General features: G+C 53.3%; 7 protein-coding genes and 1 pseudogene. 6 read left to right on the forward strand and 2 right to left on the reverse strand.

Translation table 11 applies throughout. The features are described 5' to 3' along the window. The first annotated feature begins 762 nt into the window (after positions 1-762). The 5 genes from JK231_RS24535 to JK231_RS24555 all read left to right on the forward strand — a co-directional run bounded on the left by JK231_RS24535 (position 763) and on the right by JK231_RS24555 (position 16,647). The gene (locus tag JK231_RS24535) at positions 763-2,427 is read left to right on the forward strand and encodes a ShlB/FhaC/HecB family hemolysin secretion/activation protein (RefSeq protein ID WP_211729851.1); all 1,665 of its coding nucleotides are present in this window, start codon (positions 763-765) and stop codon (positions 2,425-2,427) included. Positions 2,428-2,439: 12 nt separating this feature from the next. Beyond that, positions 2,440-14,025: a hemagglutinin repeat-containing protein gene (locus JK231_RS24540; RefSeq protein ID WP_211729852.1), complete on the forward strand. Its 11,586-nt coding sequence runs from the start codon at positions 2,440-2,442 to the stop codon at positions 14,023-14,025. Between the two features lie 21 nt (positions 14,026-14,046). Further along, entirely contained in the window at positions 14,047-14,346 is a 300-nt protein-coding gene (gene imm40, locus JK231_RS24545; protein WP_211729853.1) for an Imm40 family immunity protein, read from the forward strand. 310 nt (positions 14,347-14,656) lie between these two features. Continuing rightward, positions 14,657-16,054, forward strand: a complete 1,398-nt coding sequence (locus tag JK231_RS24550) for an ISNCY family transposase (protein WP_211729854.1) — start codon at positions 14,657-14,659, stop codon at positions 16,052-16,054. A gap of 50 nt (positions 16,055-16,104) precedes the next feature. Further along, positions 16,105-16,647, forward strand: a complete 543-nt coding sequence (locus JK231_RS24555; protein ID WP_211729855.1) for a GNAT family N-acetyltransferase — start codon at positions 16,105-16,107, stop codon at positions 16,645-16,647. A gap of 246 nt (positions 16,648-16,893) precedes the next feature. Here JK231_RS24555 and JK231_RS24560 read toward each other — a convergent pair. Then, positions 16,894-18,427 (reverse strand): annotated as a pseudogene (locus JK231_RS24560) (IS3 family transposase). A 186-nt stretch (positions 18,428-18,613) separates the two neighbouring features. Further along, the gene (locus JK231_RS24565; RefSeq protein ID WP_211729856.1) at positions 18,614-19,108 is read right to left on the reverse strand and encodes a GNAT family N-acetyltransferase; all 495 of its coding nucleotides are present in this window, start codon (positions 19,106-19,108) and stop codon (positions 18,614-18,616) included. 1,782 nt (positions 19,109-20,890) lie between these two features. Here JK231_RS24565 and JK231_RS24575 point away from each other — a divergent pair. Beyond that, positions 20,891-21,163, forward strand: coding sequence for a hypothetical protein (locus JK231_RS24575; protein WP_211729857.1), 273 nt, complete (start codon positions 20,891-20,893; stop codon positions 21,161-21,163). Positions 21,164-21,536: the final 373 nt, after the last annotated feature.

Raw genomic sequence — 21,536 nt, forward strand, 5'->3', positions numbered from 1 at the left:
ATCTTAACCAGCGTTGAAAATATATAATTTATAAAAAAGGATTGATTATCCGTTGCAAATTTAAATTAAACAAAGTGGAGCGTAAATAAAATTTAACTCACGTCAAATATAAAGTCAATCACCGATTTCACCTGCAAGCTAAGGGAAGTCATGAATGATTTTTAAATTTAACATAATTATGATGTTCTGAACTTCGTGTCCTGCGAAGCTGAACAGCCCGCAATTTTGAGTGCCTTCCGGCCGTACGTGAACACTAAATGCCAGACGCTGTTTAAAAAGCTAGCAATGACGTTGCTCACGAGAAGAGGTGTGCGCATGCATGCAGCGGCACTCGCGCGATCCCCGACAATTCATCACTTCGCTACAGCGATAACCGCTAAAAATCCTATCTCAGGCGAAACCCAAAAGCCTGCCGGCCTGAAGAACGGATACCGTCCGACGGGTACGAGAGGGACTCAATTTGCTGTTCTCAGAGATGCTTACGCTACGCTTTTACTAATCAATCAGACACGCTGCGCGCTTAATTTCAGTGCAGTTGCTAATAAGAACGATACAAATAATTCGGAGAATTTTTTTCTCTTGTATGCAACCTAAAATCACCTACTTTATATTTGAGTTAGTCAGATAAATAACCCCTCCCTAAGTTAAATAATAACCCCATTCTCGTTTTATAGCGCCATCAGGAACTTTCTGATTGTTTAGGTGATATTCTGCGCAAACAAGCTTACAAAAAATTTACAATCAATTTCACTTAAGTCTTTTATGATGGCACATACAGGGAAGTTACTGGCGCTGAGCGTCGGCTTATTAACTGCTTCAGCAGTAGCGGCACCATTAAATCCGGGCGACCGTGATTACATCCAGAATCAGCAGCAACAGCGTCTGCAGCAGGACCAGAACCAGCGCGACGCGCTGTGGAACGCTGTCGCCCCTCAGGCCTCTCCGGGCGGGGGGGAAAGTGCATCCGGCCCGTGCTTCCCCGTCCATCATATCGTTATCCGCAATGCGTCTTTACTCTCACAGAGCCAGCAGCAGAATATAACCGCACCCTATTTAGACCGCTGTCTGAACTTAACGGAAATTAATTCGCTGGTCCACGCCATTTCAGACTGGTATATGCAGCGGGGCTATATTACCAGCCGGGCGTTTTTAACCGAGCAGGATTTATCCTCCGGTGAGCTGGTTATTTCGGTGCTGGAAGGGAAGCTCGACGAAATACGCCTCGACGGTCAGCACCCTCGCGCGCTGTTAATGGCGTTCCCCGGCCTCGAAGGGAAGATACTTAACCTGCGCGATATTGAGCAGGGCATGGAGCAGATTAACCGCGTGCGCTCGACGCCGGTGCAGATTGAAATTCTGCCGTCTCCCAAAGCCGGTTATTCCGTTGTGAACCTTAAGGCCAAACCGGAGTTTCCGCTCAGCGCCTCGCTGGGCTTTGATAACAGCGGACAGAAGAGCACTGGCACCGGCCAGCTGAACGCCTCGCTCACCGGCAACAACCTGCTGGGCCTCGCCGATCGCTGGTTTATCAGCGGCGCGCGCAGCAGCGCCTTCAGCCAGTGGCGCGACGCGCAGAGCCTGCAGGCGGGCGTCAGCGTGCCGTACGGCTACGGCCTGCTCGACTACAGCTATAGCTGGAGCAGCTATCACAGCAGCTTCATCAACAACGGCTTCACCTGGCTCAGCAACGGTGACAACGTCGCGCACCGCCTGAACGGATCCTGGGTGCTGTTCCGGAACGGGGACATCAAAACCGGCGTGCAGCTCGGCCTGAACCACTACACCAGCCACAACTTCCTCAATAACACGCTGCTCACCAGCAGCAGCCGCAAAATCACCAGCCTGCAGCTCGGGCTGAACCACACGCAGAAAATGTTCGGCGGCGTGGCCACGCTCAACCCGGCCTTCAGCCGCGGCATGCCGTGGTTTGATGCCGAAAGTGATGAAGGTAAAACCGGCGACCTGCCGAAAGCGCAGTTCCGCAAGTGGAGCCTCAGCGGCAGCTTTCAGCGCCCGCTGACGAACAGCCTGTGGTGGCTGAGCAGCGTGTACGCCCAGTGGTCACCGGATCGGCTCTACGGCAGCGAGCGCCTGACGCTCGGCGGTGAAAGTTCGGTGCGCGGTTTTAAAGAGCAGTACCTCTCCGGCGATGCCGGGGGCTACCTGCGTAACGAGCTGGACTACAGCCTGTTCACGCTGCCGGTCATTGGCGAGGTCAGCGCGCTGGCCGCCGTCGACGGCGGCTGGCTGAAGAGCGACGCGCAGAACCGCGAGTCCACCGGCACGCTGTGGGGCAGCGCGGTGGGTATCAGCACCCGCAGCCGCTATTTCTACACCCAGTACACCGTCGGCATTCCGCTCAGCTATCCCGGCCATCTGCACCCGGATCACGTCAGCATTTACGCCCGCGTCGGGCTGGTTTTCTAAGAGGCAAAGATTATGGACGATCGTCAACCCGTTTCCCTCGCCCGTCGCGCACTGAGCTATCTCATCTGTTATCTGGTGGCGGTGCAGCCCATGCTGCCGGTCGTCGCCGCACAAATCACCCCGGTGACGCCCGGCACGAAGATGGATGCGGCGGGCAACGGCGTGCCGGTGGTCAACATCGCCACGCCGAACGCAGCCGGCGTCTCGCACAACCAGTACCAGCAGTACAACGTCGGCCAGGAAGGGCTGATCCTCAACAATGCCACCGGCCAGCTCAATCAGACGCAGCTTGGCGGCCTGATCCAGAACAACCCCAACCTGAAATCCGGGCACGAAGCGCAGGCGATCATCAATGAAGTGACGGGCGCGAACCGCTCGCAGCTGCAGGGCTATACCGAGGTGGCGGGCAAAGCGGCTAACGTTATCGTCGCGAACCCCTACGGCATCACCTGTAACGGCTGCGGCTTTATCAACACGCCGAACGTCACGCTCACCACCGGTAAACCGCAGCTGGATGCAAACGGCAACCTGTCTTCCCTGGAAGTCACTAAGGGCTCGGTCACCGTCGAAGGCAAAGGGCTGGACGGCAGCGATGCCGACGCGGTATCGATCGTCGCGCGCGCCACCGAGATCAACGCCGGGATCCACGCGAAGGATCTGTCCGTCACCGTGGGGGCCAACCGCGTGGGCGCGGACGGTTCAGTCACGCCGATAGCGGGAGAAGGCGCGGTGCCGTCGGTCTCGGTCGATACCGGCGCGCTCGGCGGCATGTACGCCAACCGTATTCATCTGGTGTCGAGCGAAAAAGGCGTGGGGGTCAACCTCGGCAACCTCGCCGCAAAGCAGGGCGATATTCAGCTGGATGCGAACGGTAAGCTGACGCTCAGTAACAGCCTGAGCAGCGGCGCATTAACGGCGAATGGCGCGTCGGTTGCGCTGAGCGGTGATAATAAAGCCACCGGGCAAATCACCGTCACCGCACAGCAGGATGCCACGCTGGGCAAGGGAACCCTGGTGAGTGATGCCGGGATCGCCTTGACGGCGAAAGGCAACCTGACTACCGTCGGCACCAGCCTGACGGCGGGTCGTGACATCCGGCTGAGCGGGGCAACTCTGGCCGCGGATCAATCCACCCGCGCCAACGCCGGCAGCAGCATTCAGCTTAAGGCTCAGAACCACATCAGCAACGGCGGTCAGTTCACCGCGGCTGACAACCTTTCCGTTGATACCCGGCAGCTGAACAACAGCGGTGCGCTGGCCGCGAGCGCCATCAGCGTCAAAGCGGGTACGTTCCAGAACAGTAAAGGCGCAAGCGTCGCCGCGACCCGCAGCCTGACGACGGTGAGCGACAGCCTTCTCAATCAGGGCGTGTTCTCTGGGCCGGTGCTGGATATCAGCAGCGCGCAGACCGATAACAGCGGCATGCTGCAGGGCACCAGTGCGTTGCGCTTCAGCGGCAGCAGCCTGAACAATCTCAGCGGCGGCACCCTCAGTTCCAATAATGCCTTCGCGCTCAACCTGCCGGATCTGAGTAACAGCGGCCTTATCAGCAGCGGTGCCGCGCTGACGCTGCGCGGCGACAGGCTGAGCAACGCGGGCGAAATTAACGCGGCAGACCTCAGCGTGTTTAACGCGGTGGTGCTGAATCAGTCGGGGGGCTCACTGCTCGCCGGGCAGACGTTGCAGCTGAATAACCAGCAGCTCACCAACGAGGGGAAAATGTCCGCCGTCGAGCTGACCCTCAACAGCGACGCCATCAGTAACAGCGGCACGCTGCAGGCAAAACAGACGCTGCAGACGCAGAGCCGTCAGCTGACTAACACCGGGACCGTACTCAGTGAAGACCAGCTGACGCTGGATGCCGCCGGGCTTAATAACGCGGGTTCACTTCAGGGCCGGCTGATGAATGTCAGTGCAGACAGCTGGCTGAACAGCGGAAAGGTGCTGAGCCTGGCGGAAGGGACGTTAACAACAGGCAGCCTGAACAACACCGGCAGCATCTTCAGCCAGCAGGCGATGCAGCTCAGCAGCGGTGAAACCGACAACAGCGGCCTGATTCAGGGGACGACGGCGCTCCGCTTCAGCGGTCAGCGCCTCACGAACCTGGCAGACGGCACCGTCAGCTCTGATAACAGTTTCGGGCTCGATTTGCCGGAGCTGAACAACGCCGGTCTGATTTCCAGCGGTGCGGCCCTGAACCTGAGCGTCGGCACGCTGACCAACGCCGGAGAAATCAGCGCCACTGATATCACCGCAGACAACGACACTCTCAGCAATCAGCAGGGTGGCCTGCTGCTGGCGGATAACGCCGTGCAGCTGAAAAACGCCAGTCTTACCAATGCCGGGCAGATAGCCGCTGGCCAGCTTGATATCAGCAGCACCACAGTGGAGAACAGTGGCGCGCTGCAGGGTAGACAGTCGCTGCAGGCAACCGGGCAGCAGCTGACCAACAGCGGAACCGTGCTGAGCGGCGGTCAGCTGACGCTGAAGCAGGACCGGCTGGATAACCGCGGACAGATGCAGGGTCAGCAGCTTGACCTGACGGCAGGCGACTGGCAGAACAGTGGCAATGCGCTGAGTGAGGGTGATGCAACCATTGCTGCCGGCACGTTAACTAACAGCGGCAAGATACTGGGCCAGCAGCACGTCGGGATAACGGGGAGCACCGATAACAGCGGCTGGCTGCTCGCGCAGGCGCTGACGCTGCAGGGGGACCTGGTCAACAGCGGGCTGATGCAGGGGAGCAATGCCCTGACGCTTCAGGGCGGTACGCTCGTCAATAAAGGCAACGGGCAATTACTGACGGCCGGCAAGGCAGACGTGCAGGGCTCATCGCTGAACAACCAGGGCAGCATCCAGGCGGACCAGCTCGACCTGAAACTGGAAAGCTGGCAGAACGCCGGCAGTGCGCGTGCGGGTTCTCAGCTCAGTGCGAACGTGAGTGGCGCGCTGGATAACAGCGGTAAGCTGATAAGCGAACAGGCGATGAACCTGCTCAGCAGCCGGCTCAGCAACAGCGGGACGCTGGCAGCGGACCGCCTGACCCTCACATCACCTCAGCTGACGAACTCAGGCCTGCTTCAGGGCAACAGCGCGCTCACGCTCAGCAGCGCGGACGTCACGAATACCGCCACCGGTGAGCTGATCACCGGTGATTCACTCTCCCTTACGCCTGTCACGCTCACCAACGCCGGCCTTCTGCAGGTGGCGGGAGACCTGAGTCTGACCGGGCACAACGTCAGCAACAGCGGTCGCATCACGGCAAATAATCTGAACGCGGATCTGGACGGGACGCTGGACAACAGTGCGGACGGATTGCTACTGGCACAGCAGCAGGCCGATCTTCAGGTCAACAACCTGAATAATGCGGGTACCGTCGCCGCGCAGCAGGTCAAAACCTCTGGCGCGAAGCTGCAGAATCAGGGCCTGCTGCAGGGTGACGCGCTGCTAAGCGCAGAGTTTGCCCAGTTCGATAACCTTCTTCACGGGCGGCTTATCAGCGGTGGCCAGCTCGCCCTTCAGGGTGGCAAGGCCAGTAACGCAGGCGTGTGGCAGGGCAAAAACCTTGGCTATCACTTCACCTCCCTGTCCACCAGCGGCACCATCAACGGCACCGGTTCCCTGAGCGGCACCTCGGACACGCTGCTGGACAACAGCGGCAACCTGCTGTCCGCTGGGGATGCCGACGTATTAGCCGGCAGCCTGACGAACAGCGGAAAAATCATGGCGGACAGCCTCACGCTTCGCGGCGGTTCGCTGAGTAATCAGGGGCTGTGGCAGGGCACGACGGCGCTTGATGCGCAGGCGTCTGACCGTCTGGTTCAGTCAGCGGGTGGTCAGACTCTGACCGGGGGAGCGCTGCGACTGAATGCCGGCACGCTGGAGACCGCCGGTACGCTGCAGGGTGAGGGCGTACAAGTCACAGCGGGAAGCTGGCAGCATCAGGGATTGCTGCTGAGCGGCGCTGACCTCACGGCATCGGTCAGCGGGGAGCTGAATAATCAGGGTGGGCTGCTGTCTCAGGGTGCCGCGCAGATTGACGCGGAGAATCTGAATAACAGCGGCAAACTGCTGGCCGAAAAAGACGTCACGCTCAGCGGCAGTTCGCTTAACAACAGCGGAACGGTCCAGGGTGATACGCTCGCCATCCGCCCCGTCAGCGTCACCAATCAGGGCAGCCTGATTGGCCTTAAGTCACTGACTCTCGGCCCGGCACCTATCCAGGGGTTCCGCCTGCTTGCCGTTCAGGCTCCGCCCGCGCGCGTGCTGATGAACAATGCCGGCGGCCAGCTGCTGACGCAGGGCACGCTGCACATCAGCGGTGAAGCCGTGACGAATAACGGCACCTGGCAGGGACAGCAGATCCTGCTGGATGCCACAAGCCTCGCCAACGGTGGCGCCATTCAGAGCGCCGGCGACCTTCAGCTGAACCTGAGCGACACGCTCACCTCTGGGGCGGGCAGTAAAATCACGGCTAATGGCACCGCCGCGCTCAATGCCCTGAGTTTCACCAGTCAGGGGCAGTGGATTGCCCGCAACCTCACGTTACAGGGTTCGACGCTTAACAACAGCGGTGAGATTTCGGGCGTTGAAGGCCTGACCACCACCCTGTCAGGCGCGCTGACGCAGCAGCAAAACGCGGCGCTGCTGAGCGGTGGCACACTGGATGTGTATGCAGCCACCGTGGATAACGCGGGCCGGATGCAGGGTAAGGATCTGTTACTCAGCAGCGGCGGCGTCACCAACAGCGGGCGCATGCAGGGCGACAGCAGCCTGCAGCTCAACGCCGGCGGACGCCTCATCAATAACGCCAGCGGCACGTTGCTCAGTCAAAACGGCCTGACGCTGACCGCGCCCGAACTCTATAACTACGGCGTGATCCAGGGCGCCACCAGCCGTATTACCACCAGCGGCCTGGCCAGCAACAGCGGCAAGGTACTCTCTTCGGCGGATCTCACGCTGAACGCGCCACAGCTGGTCAACAGCGGCTGGCTGCAGGCTTCGCAGCTGGTCCTCAATGCGACCAGCGCCAGCAACAGCGGCACGCTGATGGCGGATCAGCAGGCGACACTCACCGGCAGCAGCCTGCAGAACCAGGGCACCGCGCAGGGCGGGAACCTGACGGTGAACTATGCGCAACTCACCAACAGCGGCACGCTGCTCGGCGCAAATCAGCTGAATTTCAAAGCGACAAATGTGACCCAGCAGGCTGCAGGTAAGCTGTTCAGCGGCGGCAATCTGCTGCTGGAAAGCACGGGGTTTGATCAGCTCGGACAGGTGGTGGCGCTGGGCGACGCCACGCTGAAACTGATCAACGGCTTTACCGCGCGCAACATCCTGGCCGCAGGTAACCGTCTCAGCATCAGCAGCAATGGCGCTATCGACAACCAGGGCACGCTACAGGGCCAGGCACTGACGCTGAGTGCAGGCGGTGACCTGACGAACAACGGCCAGATCACCACCGGCACGGGCGACAGCAGCCTGAGCGGAAATCGCATCACGATGAATGGCTCAGGCACAATGCAGGGTGGGGGCAATGTCGCGCTGATCAGCCACAGCGACGTGGCGCTCAACGGCTTTACCGGTACGACCGGCAACCTCACCATCACCTCACCAGGCAGCATTGTGAACACCGCGCTGCTGTATGCCGGGCAGAATCTCTACCTGTACGCAAACAGTATTCAAAACCAGCGCGGCGATATGCTGGCAGGCAACAGCCTGTGGATGCAGCGCGACGCGGCGGGGAATGCGAATGGTGAGGTCATCAATACGTCGGGGACTATCGAGTCGCAGAATGGTGACATCACAATAAAAACCGGACATTTGCTGAACACACGGGACGCGCTAAGCACCAGTGAGCAGGTCACTCAACTCGCGGTACCTGCATGGGCCACGGGGACTAACGTTAATATCCCGCTCACATGGTTTTCACCTGATGAGTATGGGCTCTACGCCAGCAAATCTGAACACCATCACGGGCATGGCGATGACTGGGATACTTATACCGGCAGCTACGCCCCTTATCCTGAAGCTGATGTACAAAAGATTGCTTATCAGACAATTTCTGTCACTGCGCATGCTAGTGGCAGCGCAGGGCGCATCGCTGCGGGCAGCAATCTGAACGTGCAAGCCAGCCAGCTCGATAATTTTGCCTCAAGCATGCTTGCCAGAAATAATATCTCGCTAACGGGCAGCACCCTGAATAACAAAAGCTGGACTGACGGCACTATTACGGTCTATCAGATTTACCGTTACGGTCTGGGCTTAGCTAATCCTGCCAGACCTTCAGAGACACAACATTCCTATAACTCAATCACTTCAAGTTCTATCGCTTATACACTTGATGGAAATCCGGTATATGAAACCACCGGAAGCGGCAACGTATACCGCAGCGTCATTCAGGCAGGTAACAATATTGATGCAGCCTTTAGCCAGAACGTCAGTAATACTTCCAGTGATCCGCACGTTAGCGGAACGATTAACACGTTAGCGGCACCCGGATTAACACACCTCAGCCAGCAATCCATCAGCGGTAGTGTTCAGAAACAATCACTCAGCTCGGCTGATAAAGTGGCTGTTAACTCGCCTGCATGGAAGGATCAGCTTCAAAATGCACTTCAGGAAATAACTGGCGGGAATCAACTGGACTCAACCAGTGAAAACGGTGTTTCCCTGACCCAAAAAACGGTTGCTCAGAAAGGCCTTGTCAGCCTCGGCACGTCTGGCGCACTTAAAGATGCCAGCGCTTCTCTTGCATCTTCATCACTCAAGTCATATCAGGCAACAAACGTTGACAGCAGTGCATACCCGGTACCTGCCAGCGACAACGGCTATTTTGTGGTTTCAACCAACCCCTCCAGCCCTTACCTCATTACTGTCAATCCAAAACTGAATGGGCTTGGTCAGCTGGATAGCAGCTTATTTGGCGATCTCAATACGTTACTGGGCAAGCAGCCTACCAGCGCAGTGCAGGAAACCCGCCAGCAATACACCGATGCGAATACGTTCCTGGGCTCTTCATACCTGCTCAACAGGCTTAATCTCAAACCGGACAATGACTATCGCTTCCTGGGCGATGCCGCGTTTGATACCCGGTATGTCAGCAATGTGGTGCTTAACCAGACCGGAAGCCAGTATCTGAACGGTACGGGATCAGACCTGGCACAAATGCAGTATCTGATGGATAACGCGGCATCGGCTAAGCAGTCATTAAACCTGCAGTTTGGCATTTCGTTAACGGCGGATCAGGTTGCGTCCCTCGATCACAGCATACTGTGGTGGGAGTCAGCCACCATCAACGGCGAGACGGTGATGGTGCCAAAACTCTACCTTTCGCCTAAAGACGTAGCGGTTAATAACGGCAGCGTGATTTCAGCCAGAAACGTCAACGTAGCTGGCGGATCAATCACCAATAGCGGCAGTACGCTGCTCGCGACAGATTCGGTTTCTCTGGATAGCCAGAACAGCATCAGTAACCTGAATGATGGACTTGTCAAAGCGGGGAATGGACTGAACCTGAGTGCGATTGGCGACATCAACAACATAAGCAGCACCTTCCAGGGCAAAGCCGTCGCGCTGGAAACGCTGGATGGCGGCATCAATAACATCACATTGGCTAACCCACTCGGCGGTGGCAGCAATGGCCTGAAAAACGTTCAGACAGGAAGCATTGCTGCAATCACGGCAGGACAATCTTTAACACTTAACTCGGGTAATAACATCTCGCTTCAGGGTGCCTCACTTTCAGCAGGTGGGGATCTGTTGATGAGTGCCTGGGGTGACATTGCTGTCAGTGCAAATCAGATTGCCAGCACTTCCGGAAGCATCGGCCGCGGTGGGCACTATCCGGTTCAGACCGATAAAATCACGTATCAGGGGAGTACAGTGGGCGCTGGCGGCAACCTTGTTATAGAGGCTGGGCACGATATAGCGATTACTGCGAGTGATGTGACTTCAAAAGGCGATGCTCTTGTCAGTGCCACCAATAATTTGAAGCTTAACTCTGAACAAAACAGTGAAAGGAGCCAATCAGGCAAAGGTAGTAAAGAAACACATAATACTGATTCAGCTAGCACTACTGTCGCTTCCGAGGGAAATCTGACGCTTTCAGCAGGTCATGATATTACAAGCCAGGCGGCAGCGCTGGCGGCGGAAGGCGATATCGGACTGAAAGCGGGCCGCGATATTAACCTGAACGCCGCCGAGTCGGGTTCCGGTAACAGCGAACGCGGCAGCAAGAAAACGGTCATTAACGAAACCGTTCGGCAGCAGGGTACTGAAATTGTCAGCGGCGGCAGCACCACGATGCTGGCGGGTAATGACATCACCAGTCAGGCCGCGACCGTCACAGCAAACAAAGATCTGGCGCTGCAGGCTGGTCACGACGTCAACATCACCACGGCGACAGAGAGCGATTACGCCTACAAAGAAGAAACCAAAACCAGTAAAGGGCTGTTCAGTAAGAAAACCACCCACACCGTCAGCGAAGACAGCTCAACGACAGAAAAGGCCTCCAGCCTGAGCGGCGACCACGTCTCAATTGTGGCAGGCCACGACCTGGCCGTGAGCGGCTCCTCTGTCGTCGGCGAGAGCGATGTCGGCCTGAAAGCGGGCAACGACCTCAGCATCACTGCCGCCACCGATACCCAGACAAGCTATCGCCTGAGCGAGACCAAAAAGAGCGGCATGTTCAGCGGCGGGGGCATTGGCGTGACCTTCGGCAGCGCGTCATCAAAACAGGAGCTGAAGCAGGACGGCACGACAGAAAGTCAGAGCGCCAGCACTATCGGCAGCACCGGCGGGAACGTGACGCTGGTTGCGGGACATGACGCGCACATTGCGGGTTCAGACGTGATTGCGAAGCAGGATATCAGTGTGGTTGGCGGGTCAGTCACTATCGATCCGGGCAACGACACCCTGACCCGTCGTCAGAGCTTTGAACAGAAGCAAAGCGGCCTGACGCTGCAGCTGACCAGCCCGATAACAGATGCGTTACTGAGCCTTGGGTCCCAGGCAAAAGCGGCCAGCGAGGCGGGGGACGATCGTCTGAAGGCTCTCGGCGCAGTGAAAGCGCTGGAAAGCGGCTGGGCGATGTCAGGTGCGGCCGGCCAATCGGCGACAGCGCTGGCGAATGGCGATATGACTAATGCCGGCATTAAAATTTCGCTCAGCGTGGGGGCCAGCAAAAGCAAATCATCATCGGAATACAGCAGCAATACTGTCAGCGGCAGCTCGCTCAGCGGCGGCGGCAATGTCGCCGTAGTAGCGACCGGCGCAAACGGTACCAGCGGCGACGTCACGCTGGCGGGCAGCGGCATTACCGGTAACAACGTCACCCTGGCTGCCGCACATGATCTGAACCTGGTTGCCGCCAGCAACAACACCGAGCAGAAGAGCAGTAACAAATCTTCCGGCTGGAGCGCCGGCGTGCACGTCGCCATCGGCCAGGAAACCGGCATTGGCGTGCAGGCCAGCGGCTATATGGCCAGCGGCTCAGAGAACGGCAGCAGCACCGCATACGTGAACAGCCGCGTCAATGCTAAAGACAACCTGACGCTGAGCAGTGGCAACGACACACTACTGTCCGGCGCTCAGGCGCTGGGTAACAGTATCAGCGTGAATGCTGGCAATAACCTGACGCTGACCAGCCTGCAGGACACCGATAGCTATCACAGCCAGCAGCAGAGCGCCAGCGGCGGCTTCAGCTTCACCTTTGGCTCGATGACAGGCTCGTTCGGGCTGAGCCTGAGCAAAAGCAAGGTCAATAGCGAATACGCCAGCGTCGGCGATCAGAGTGGGCTGTTTGCCGGTGACGGCGGTTATGACATTTTCGTCGGTAACCATACGCAGCTCAATGGCGCAGTAATTGCCTCAACAGCGGATGCAGCGAACAACAAGCTGTCCACGGGCACGCTGGGCTGGGACAGCATCGATAATCATGCCGAATACTCAGCCAACAGCACATCTGTAGGTATCAATATGAGTTCGTCGGGTCAGCAGTTTGCGGGCGGCGCACTCCCTGCGGTGGTAAACATGCATCAAAGTGCATCTGGCACCACTCGTTCAGCCGTGGCTGACGGGGCGATTATTGTTCGTGATGTGCAGAACCAGAAGCAGGACGTCGCGGGTCTGAGCCGGGATACCGAAAATGCCAATGGCAGCATCGGCAAAATCTTCGACAAAGAGAAAGTCGCCAACCAGATGGCATTTGCACAGGGTGTGCAGGAGTTGGCCGGAAAAGTGGTCGGCGACGTAAAGGCCTATAAGCTGGATGCGGCATCAGCCGAAACCAAAGCGCGTCTCCTTAAAGAACACCCTGGATACGCCAGCCTTTCAAAAGAAGACTTCAGTGCGAAGATACAAAACGATCCTGGCTATAGAGCAGTGGCGGATCTGTGGGGCACGGGTGGTACCTACTCGATGGTCGCCACGGCAGTGGCGGGTGCACTGGGGGGCTTAAGCGCGAATAACCTCGGCGCGGCAGCGGGCGGGGCAATGGCACCGTATATTGCCAATGCAATCAAACAGGCCACGACGTCGTATGACGCTCAAGGCAATCCGCAAACTAACGTTTTGGCTAACACAATGGCACACGCCGTGGCGGGCGCCGTGCTGGCTCAGATATCCGGCAACAGTGTCGCATCGGGAGCCGCAGGAGCTGCGGGCGGTGAGCTGGCTGCGCGGGCAATAGTTGCCGTGATGTACCCTAACACCCAAATCAGCGATCTGACAGAAACGCAGAAACAAATGGTCAGCACGCTGAGCCAGCTGGCGGCGGGTCTTGCGGGCGGTATCGCGTCGGATTCGTCGATGGGGGCTGGGGCTGGCGCGGGTGCCGGGAAGAATACGGTGGAGAATAACTTCCTAGGTAAGGCTCTGGTTGAAGGATGTGCCATAGCGGCACCATGCCGTGCGAAAGTGGCCGAACAGTTGCTGGAAATTGGGGTAAAAGCGGGTATCACCGGGGTTGTTGCCAAGGAAATTGCGGACAAGTTATCTACGGAAGAGCTGGATCAGCTGATCACCCTGAAAATGATGGGCAATGATGATATTACCAGCAAGTATCTGGGGCTGCTGGAAGGTAAATATGGTCCTTCCACTACTGGTGGTGACCAGCTTGCGGGGTCTGAAGGCTCTGGAAAACTGGAAAACCCTGTACTGAATGATAACAGAGGTACATCGCTGATCACGCCGGATCAGTCTGGTAGAAATGGCTCTATAATTACTATATCTCCAGAAACTCAGCCAGGGAAAAATGACGGGATATTAATCAATCCCAAACCAGTTGAAAATGCAGGTAGTAGCTATATAGCTGAGTCATCAAATAAAAATAGCTCTATTAGTGCAGGTGATTTCTTTAAAGGGACGACCTATACCGACAAAGTCAAACAACAAGCATCCTCAGGCGATTTTCACTCGTTCCCGGAATCCGTGGATAGTCATTCGGATCAAGGAACAGTATCAGTAATTACTGGTGGTGATGGTGTAGAACGCCTTAAGTTAGAAATATCTGGAAGTTATCGTGGAAAAGAAGGCGTGTTTGAGTATATTCGGGAGCCGAATGGTTCTATAAACCACCGACTTTTTGTTCCCAAATGATGAACATGAGAGATTGAAACTATGATAAATAAAATACTAGAGTTGTATGCGCGGTGTGGGAAAAGCCTGTTAGATAAAGGAGTTAATGATGCAGTGTTGCCGCTGTCAGTAGCTAGTGAGGCCTTGGATTTATTCGCTGAATCTAAATGGGTAGTGCTTGGAGGCGATGTATACAAATATGAAAACAACGAAATAAAGAACTTTTATGCAGACTGGCATTGTAATTTGGCTGTTCCTTCTGAAAGCTGTGTTTATGCCAAAGAGCATTTACAAAAAATTACGAATGATAATATTTATATATCCTTTACAATAAAAAGCTGAAGTAATCCCGCCCTAAGTTGGCGGGATTTTTTTGACCTTCCAAACGCGCAGGAGAGCCATTATCATGCCGGAATTCTGTTTCGAAATATTAGCTAAACTTCCAGACTGATAAAAGTTCCCCTGCCAACAGGTAGGGATCTTTACTTTTATGCTCAAAAAGGTCACTTTCACAACGCCGCAATCGGATCACAATTGAGTTAATTTAACATAATAAGTATTTAGCGAACCTTTATTATAGAAGCAAAGCTGACATGGCCGTTATGAGCTAAGCTTACCTGGCCGCTTCGGGCTACCTGCTGAGGATCCTGATATGACGGCTTCTGGTGCGGAGTTTTTCACGATGAACGAAGTTAACCGGCTTAAAGTTTTTCAGGACGTCGTCGACCGGCGGCTGACAACTCATCTCGCTGCTGAGCGTCTCGGTATTTCCGACAGGCATTGTCGTCGCCTGCTTCAGCGCTATCGTTCAGACGGTCCGCTGGGCATGGCTGACCGGCGGCGCGGCAAGCCCAGCAACTATCAGCTGCCTGCTGGCCTTGCTGAACGTGCGGTTCAGATCATCCGCGAGCGCTACGCTGATTTTGGCCCGACGCTGGCCTGCAAGAAGCTGGCCGAGCTTCACGGCATGACGCTGTCTAAAGAGACCGTACGCAAGCTGATGATGCAGTCAGGACTCTGGATCCCGCGCAGGCATCGCGCCCCAAAGATTCAGCAACCCCGCTACCGGCGCGCCTGTGTCGGCGAGCTGATACAGATCGACGGCTGCGATCACCGCTGGTTCGAGGAACGCGGCCCGGCCTGCACGCTGCTGGTTTATGTGGATGACGCGACCAGCCGCCTGATGCAGCTTCATTTCGTCCGCTCCGAGTCGACGTTCACCTACTTTGAAGCCACGCGCGGCTACCTGGAGCAGCACGGCAAGCCGCTGGCATTTTACAGCGACAAGGCCAGCGTGTTCCGCATCAACAATAAAAATGCGGCTGGCGGCGACGGTCAGACGCAGTTTGGTCGCGCGATGAACGAGCTGAACATCACCGGCATCTGCGCCAACACCAGCTCTGCCAAGGGCCGCGTGGAGCGTGCACACCTCACGTTGCAGGATCGGCTGGTCAAGGAACTCAGGCTGCGTGACATCAGCACGCCCGATGCGGCTAACGCCTTTGCCGCTGAGTTTATGGCGGACTACAACCGGCGTTTCGCGAAGGCACCGAGGCATGATTTTGACGTTCACCGTCCGCTCGATGCAGACGACAACCTGAACCAGATATTTACCTGGCGCGAACCGCGCAAGGTTTCGAAAGCGCTGACGGTCCGCTACGATAAAATGCTGTTGCTGCTTGAGGATAACGATGACAGCCGCCGCGCGATGGGTAAATATCTGGATGCCTGGCAGTACCCGGATGGCCGCGTTGAACTCAGGAGTCACGGTACGGTGCTTCCCTACTCTGCCTACGACCGGCTGTCTGAAGTTGACCAGGGTGCGATCGTTGACAACAAGCGGCTTGGACACGCGCTGGCCGTAGCTAAACTGATGCAGGACAAGCGTGATAATACGCGCTCGCAGGCGCTTCCAGCTGGAACCGGGCCAAGTCGCAGGAGTGCGAAAAAAGGTCCAGCCAAAAAACGGCAACGTGCGGTCGATGAGGATGATTTACTGGAGGCGATGATTGATTTGCAGGCGCGAAGTCAGGAGATATTTGGAAGTTGAAGTATTTATTAATACAATCATAGCGATACCGACATTCACAAGGATGAGAGATGAAGTTATTTTCAACTGAACGGACCGATGTATATCTGCTGACCTTAGACCATTCAGTCAATTTTCAGCGTTACTTGCTTGATAACAGAGCCAATTTCGCGCCCTTTGAACCACTGCGAAATGAAGAATATTTCACAATCAATAGCGTGGCTGAAAGGATCAGTAATGCGCTACTCGATTATGAAGAAAGAAAGTGCATCCCTATGGTTTTCACCTTAAAAGATGATAACAAAATTATAGGTAGTATAAATTTCACCAACTTTATATTCGGTGTTTTTCAGGCATGCTATCTAGGATTTTCAATCGACCAGGATTATCAGGGTAAGGGCCTGATGCATGAGGCGCTGAAAGAATCCATCACCTATGTGCATGATAAGTATAAAATCCATAGAATAATGGCTAACCATCTTTCTGAAAATTTACGCAGCAATAAGACTCTGAGTAGTCTGGGCTTTGTAAAAGAAGGTTATGCACAATCTTATCTGAAAATAAATGGTGTTTGGCAGGACCATATACTTAACTCGCTAATCCTTCCGGAATAATTAGCTACTTTATTAAAACTAAATTTTAATTCTAATTAACCCTCAAAGCAGAGGGTTAATTATTTTATTAAAAATCTACTCTGTTAACAATCGGACATCTCAGTTTTGCCTGAGTGCGGTCATCTCTGCTTAGCTTTAACATATGTAATATATTGATAATTATGCATAAATAGCATTATGCGCACTTTGATTAAGAGTCCAATTTGATAATGTCACTTTTGGAGATGCGGATGTTTTCCTGGACTGTTATGTTGTGATCCCCAGATGCTGCCGGTAACTTACCGGACTCATTGCACCTAATGATATTTTGATCCGGCTTTCGTTATACCAGCGTATGTACCTGTCCAGGAAGCACATAAAATCTTCCAGCGTTATGCCCGCCCAGCTTCTGCCGTAGTACATTTCATTTTTGACTCGCCCGAAGAAGCCTTCACACGCTGCATTATCCGACGAGCAACCTTTGCGCGACATGGACCCCTTATAAGACCCGATGCGTTGATACGATCAAGCCATCCCGGCCACCGGTAATGGCTGCCTCTGTCGCTGTGTATCACCGGTCTCTCATGTTCTCTGAGCGTATCGATCGCATCATCCAACATGGCATTCACCAGTTTTGCATCCGGCCGTGTTCCTATGGTCCAGCTCACCACCTTGCCATCAAAACAGTCAATGACTGGCGACAGGTAGACCTTGCCTGCCGGAAGCTGGAACTCAGTAATATCGGTCAGCCACTTCTCATTTGGCCTGCAGGAGCGAAAATTTCTGGCGAGAAGATTTTCAGGTGCCTGGCCGATTTTTCCGCAGTAAGCGCTGTATCGCCGCCGCCCTGCACGGTTAACTATCAGCTGCTCTTCAGCCATCAGCCTGCGGACAACCTTTTCTGAGATGTGCGTGATGTTTTGACGGAGAATCGCGTGGAGACGCCGGTAACCATAGCAGCGGTAACTTCCCTCAAAGATCTTTGCCAGGGTTATGCGTATTTCCGCGCACTTGTCATGCAGACGAAGGCTCGCTTTGTGATAAAAATAGCAACTCCGTGCAAGCTGCAGAGCACTGAGCAGTTCAGCAACGGGATAACTTTCCTTAAGGGCATCAACGAGTTGGGTTTCTCCCTGTTCTTCAGGGTCAGGACGCTGATGCCCATGTCTTTTTTTATCAGTTCATTCGCTTTTGTCAGGATGTCACGTTCAAGCTGTAGCTGATGAACCTGCTGTTTAAGCTGCTTTACTTCATCGAGCAGTGCATCCTGCTGCTTATCCGGTGGAGCTGATTTACGTTTACGCATAGATTGATAGGCCTCATCGTCGATTAGGTCTTTCTTCCATTTGTACAGGACCGGAACGCTGACACCTACCTTTTGTGCAACTTTAAGTGCCGTTCCGCGTCGGGTGCAGAGCTCGCGGACAGCCTGAATTCCTTCTTCCTGACTGAAGCATTTATTGGTGTTTGAGCGAATAATCAGGGGCCGCCGTCCCGGATAAATCTCTTCGATCCAGCTCTTGAGTACTTCGTTGCTGGGAAAGCCAAAGGCGCGGCGCGTATAGGCAAGGCAACCACCGTGCGTGAGGTAATGCTCAACCGCAGCGACTTTCTGCGCGTGTGAATAGCGTTTTCTGGGTTTTAATTCCCTGGGTAAGTCTCCGTATTCCTCAAAAATCCTAACCCAGCGGCCAAGCTGTTTAACAGACGGATAGCCCAACTCCCTGACAACAACGGTCAGCCTTTTGCCATACCTGAAGTAAAGCTCTACAGCACGAATACGATCCTCATATGAGTGCATGAATTATCTCCTGAAGGTCCAGGAAATCGTCCGCCCCCCTCTTGAAGCGCGGCACTCGCCCTTACTGAAGCCATAAAAGCTTGTCGAATGTCTCAGGGCGTGAAGCGTACGTAGCCTTCGGACTACGAACGATTATGTCGCCACGATAAGCAATTATTTATCATCATGGCTTTGGTATGAGTCGTTTTACGAGTCTCGTCTCATAAGATATTCGTCGTGAAAAATACCATTAGCGTAAAGCGCAGCAGTATCAGTGGCCCATTTAGTGAAACCGTACGACCGATAGAGTGCATATGCAGCATGATTCGTTGTGACGACGGAAAGCTTTACAGTTCTTACTGAGCTTGCAGCTTCCAGCGCAGCCTCCATTAGCCCTGATGATAGTCCCGATCCCCTCATCCCGGCACGGACATACATCCCCCAGATAGTAGCGACATGACTCAGCTTGGGTGAGGTACTGAAGCTCAAACCAATCAGGCCCTGTATGGTATTGTGAAGGTCAAATCCACCGAAAACATAATTGGTTCGCAATTTTTCAGCAAAGAATGGTGCTGGCTTCTGGCTGCAGTCTTCGTAGGACGCGCCAAAAGCGTCCGGATGGAGGAGCAATGCTTCCAGTCTAACTCTTCTGAAATCCTCTAGATCGCTCTCATTAATGCGACGCACCGTAAATGCTTTCACTTCAGGCTCTCTCCGGTCGTAAATTTTTTACTTCTGCTAAGAGATCAACTTAACATGAGTTTTGCACCATGTTTTATAAATAGCACGCCATTAACGTCCGCTTCTGGCACACAGCTGCGGGTCACGCAATGCGATGACTACCCCCTCAGCATCAGTGGCGATTTTTTGTTGGCGACGGTCAAGTAAAATGAAAACGGGTAGTCAATTGAATGCAAATACCCAGTATTCCTCAAAAATCCGAACCCACCGACCAAGCTGTTTAACGGACGGATAGCCCCACTCCCTGACAACAACGTTCAGCCTTTTGCCATACCCGAAGTAAAGCTCTGCAGCACGGATACGGTCCTCATATGAGTGCATGAATTATCTCCAGAAGGTCCATGAAATCGTCCGCCCCCCGCAAAGACGATCTGCTCTTCGGTGAATCGTGACTTTTTCATCGGCACAACTTCCGCTCAGGGGAGTGAATATCATGTCGGAATTTTGTTTCTGAATTCAGCTGGATTTTGGGGCAGGGTCAATAGCCAATCTCTTAGCAATTTGGGTTCCCCCAATTCAACTGTACGAATTCATGCACATGTAACGCCGGCTTTTCCTTACCTAACAATGAGATAAAAATTTTCAGTAGTGACTTAATGTTAATTAGGTCCAATCGTTGCAAGAATTTACGTTTTCTTAACAGAAAAGTAGTGCCAATAAGTTATTATATTAATAATAACTGACAAAACAGTGTGTCGCCGGAGGCATCCTGTTTATTTTTAAGTACTTAATGCCCGTTTATACGGTTTTTTTATTATATAATTAAAAAATAATGTTAATTTTTCTTATGCCCCCCCCTGAATGAAGTCGAGTAATATTTTTTTACAACAAAATTAAGCAGAAACTTAAATTACAATATAATGTTATAACGTAACACTAACTGGTGTTGCGTGTTGCAAACGAGAAAATCCTACTCCAATGTTGGCCCGCATTAGCGGGCCCTTTTTTTATGCAAAAAATGTCATTGGTAAAAAGAGCGCTCACAAATTAAAAGTTATTATGGCATAGTAATTTCAGGCACTTACCCTGGTGCACAATTCTAATATCAATCTCTCCTTTACCCGCTTTATGCGGGTGTTTTTTTTCACAATACAGCCTACATAGATTCAAATGATGTTTAAGTGGTTTAATGAATTTGGCCACCTGACCAGAGGTGATATGCTCAACTCAGAAAAACACAAACAGACATCCGTTATCGCTGCTCCAAAAAACAGATAATGGCTCTGAATTTTCGAGAAAAATGCTGGGTAAGTGGGTGTACGAACGTGATATCCGAATTGACCTCTCACGGCCATTACTCCAAGGGATAATGCCGCGGTCAAATCATTCAACGACAGGTTCCGTCAGGAGTACGTGAACGATAAATGTTTTATGTCAATGGAGGATGTCCGGTGCAAGATCGAGGTCTGGCGTATACTCTATAACCAGAGTCGTTCCCATTCTGTGCTGAGTAGATGATCCCATCCGAATTCGCAAAAAAATCTGCCGACAGCAAGAATATGCATCCAACATGAAGCCAGTTATTGCTGATAATGTCTTAATTACATTCGGGATCAGGGGCATTTAAGTACTTAAGGACAGTTTAGCCAAAAAATTGTAAAACCTCACAATAAAAAATTTCAAAATAATTCCATATTCTTATTTTAAGCTGGACCTGACATTATAATGAACTGTCAGTCTTTATAAAGAGCAAAAATCAGTTGGCCAGATGTACTTTCTAACTCCAGGTATAGAGGAATTGACATGTTGAGATCTAATGAGAAGGTGATAGATATCGCTATTGGTGAAGCCCTATTATCACTCCTTAAAGAGAATGCAGATGTCAACAATAAAACATTGTCATCACGCCTAAGTCTCTTTCTGCAGGCCGAAGAGGATGCTAACAAAAGAAAGGCAATACTTGATGCACTTATAATATTAAGCAGTTGGTCTGATGAACATGAACCCTCTGAATTAGGGCCTGATTCAAGAACCATCCAGCCAAAGATTTTTCACTTTTCTGCCTTAAAGCATTAATACTAAACTGCAAAGCCGCCTAAATGGCGGTTTTTTTGATCGAACATATGCTTTGAGGCAGATGTTTGATCAAACTTACAGCTCATCTGGCAATTCAATAACGACATAACCAAATGATTAGCCTAATTCATATAAAAATATGGTATTAACTGGAAGATCAATTTAATGATAATTTATACAGAAAAATTTCAGCAATGTCCCAATATAGTTCATAGTTAAGCTTACTCTATATATCAGCATTTGCTACGTGATAAATTATTTTTTAACCTTAAGTCACGTCGGCGCAGAGATAAAAAAGCTTCGCTTAACAAGTAGATGATTTTTTCATAATTTCATCATCACGTTTTACCGATTGGTGTTCAGGGTGTTGATA

This window comes from Pantoea sp. JGM49, assembly GCF_018257655.1.
In the GTDB taxonomy this organism is placed as follows: domain Bacteria; phylum Pseudomonadota; class Gammaproteobacteria; order Enterobacterales; family Enterobacteriaceae; genus Pantoea; species Pantoea communis.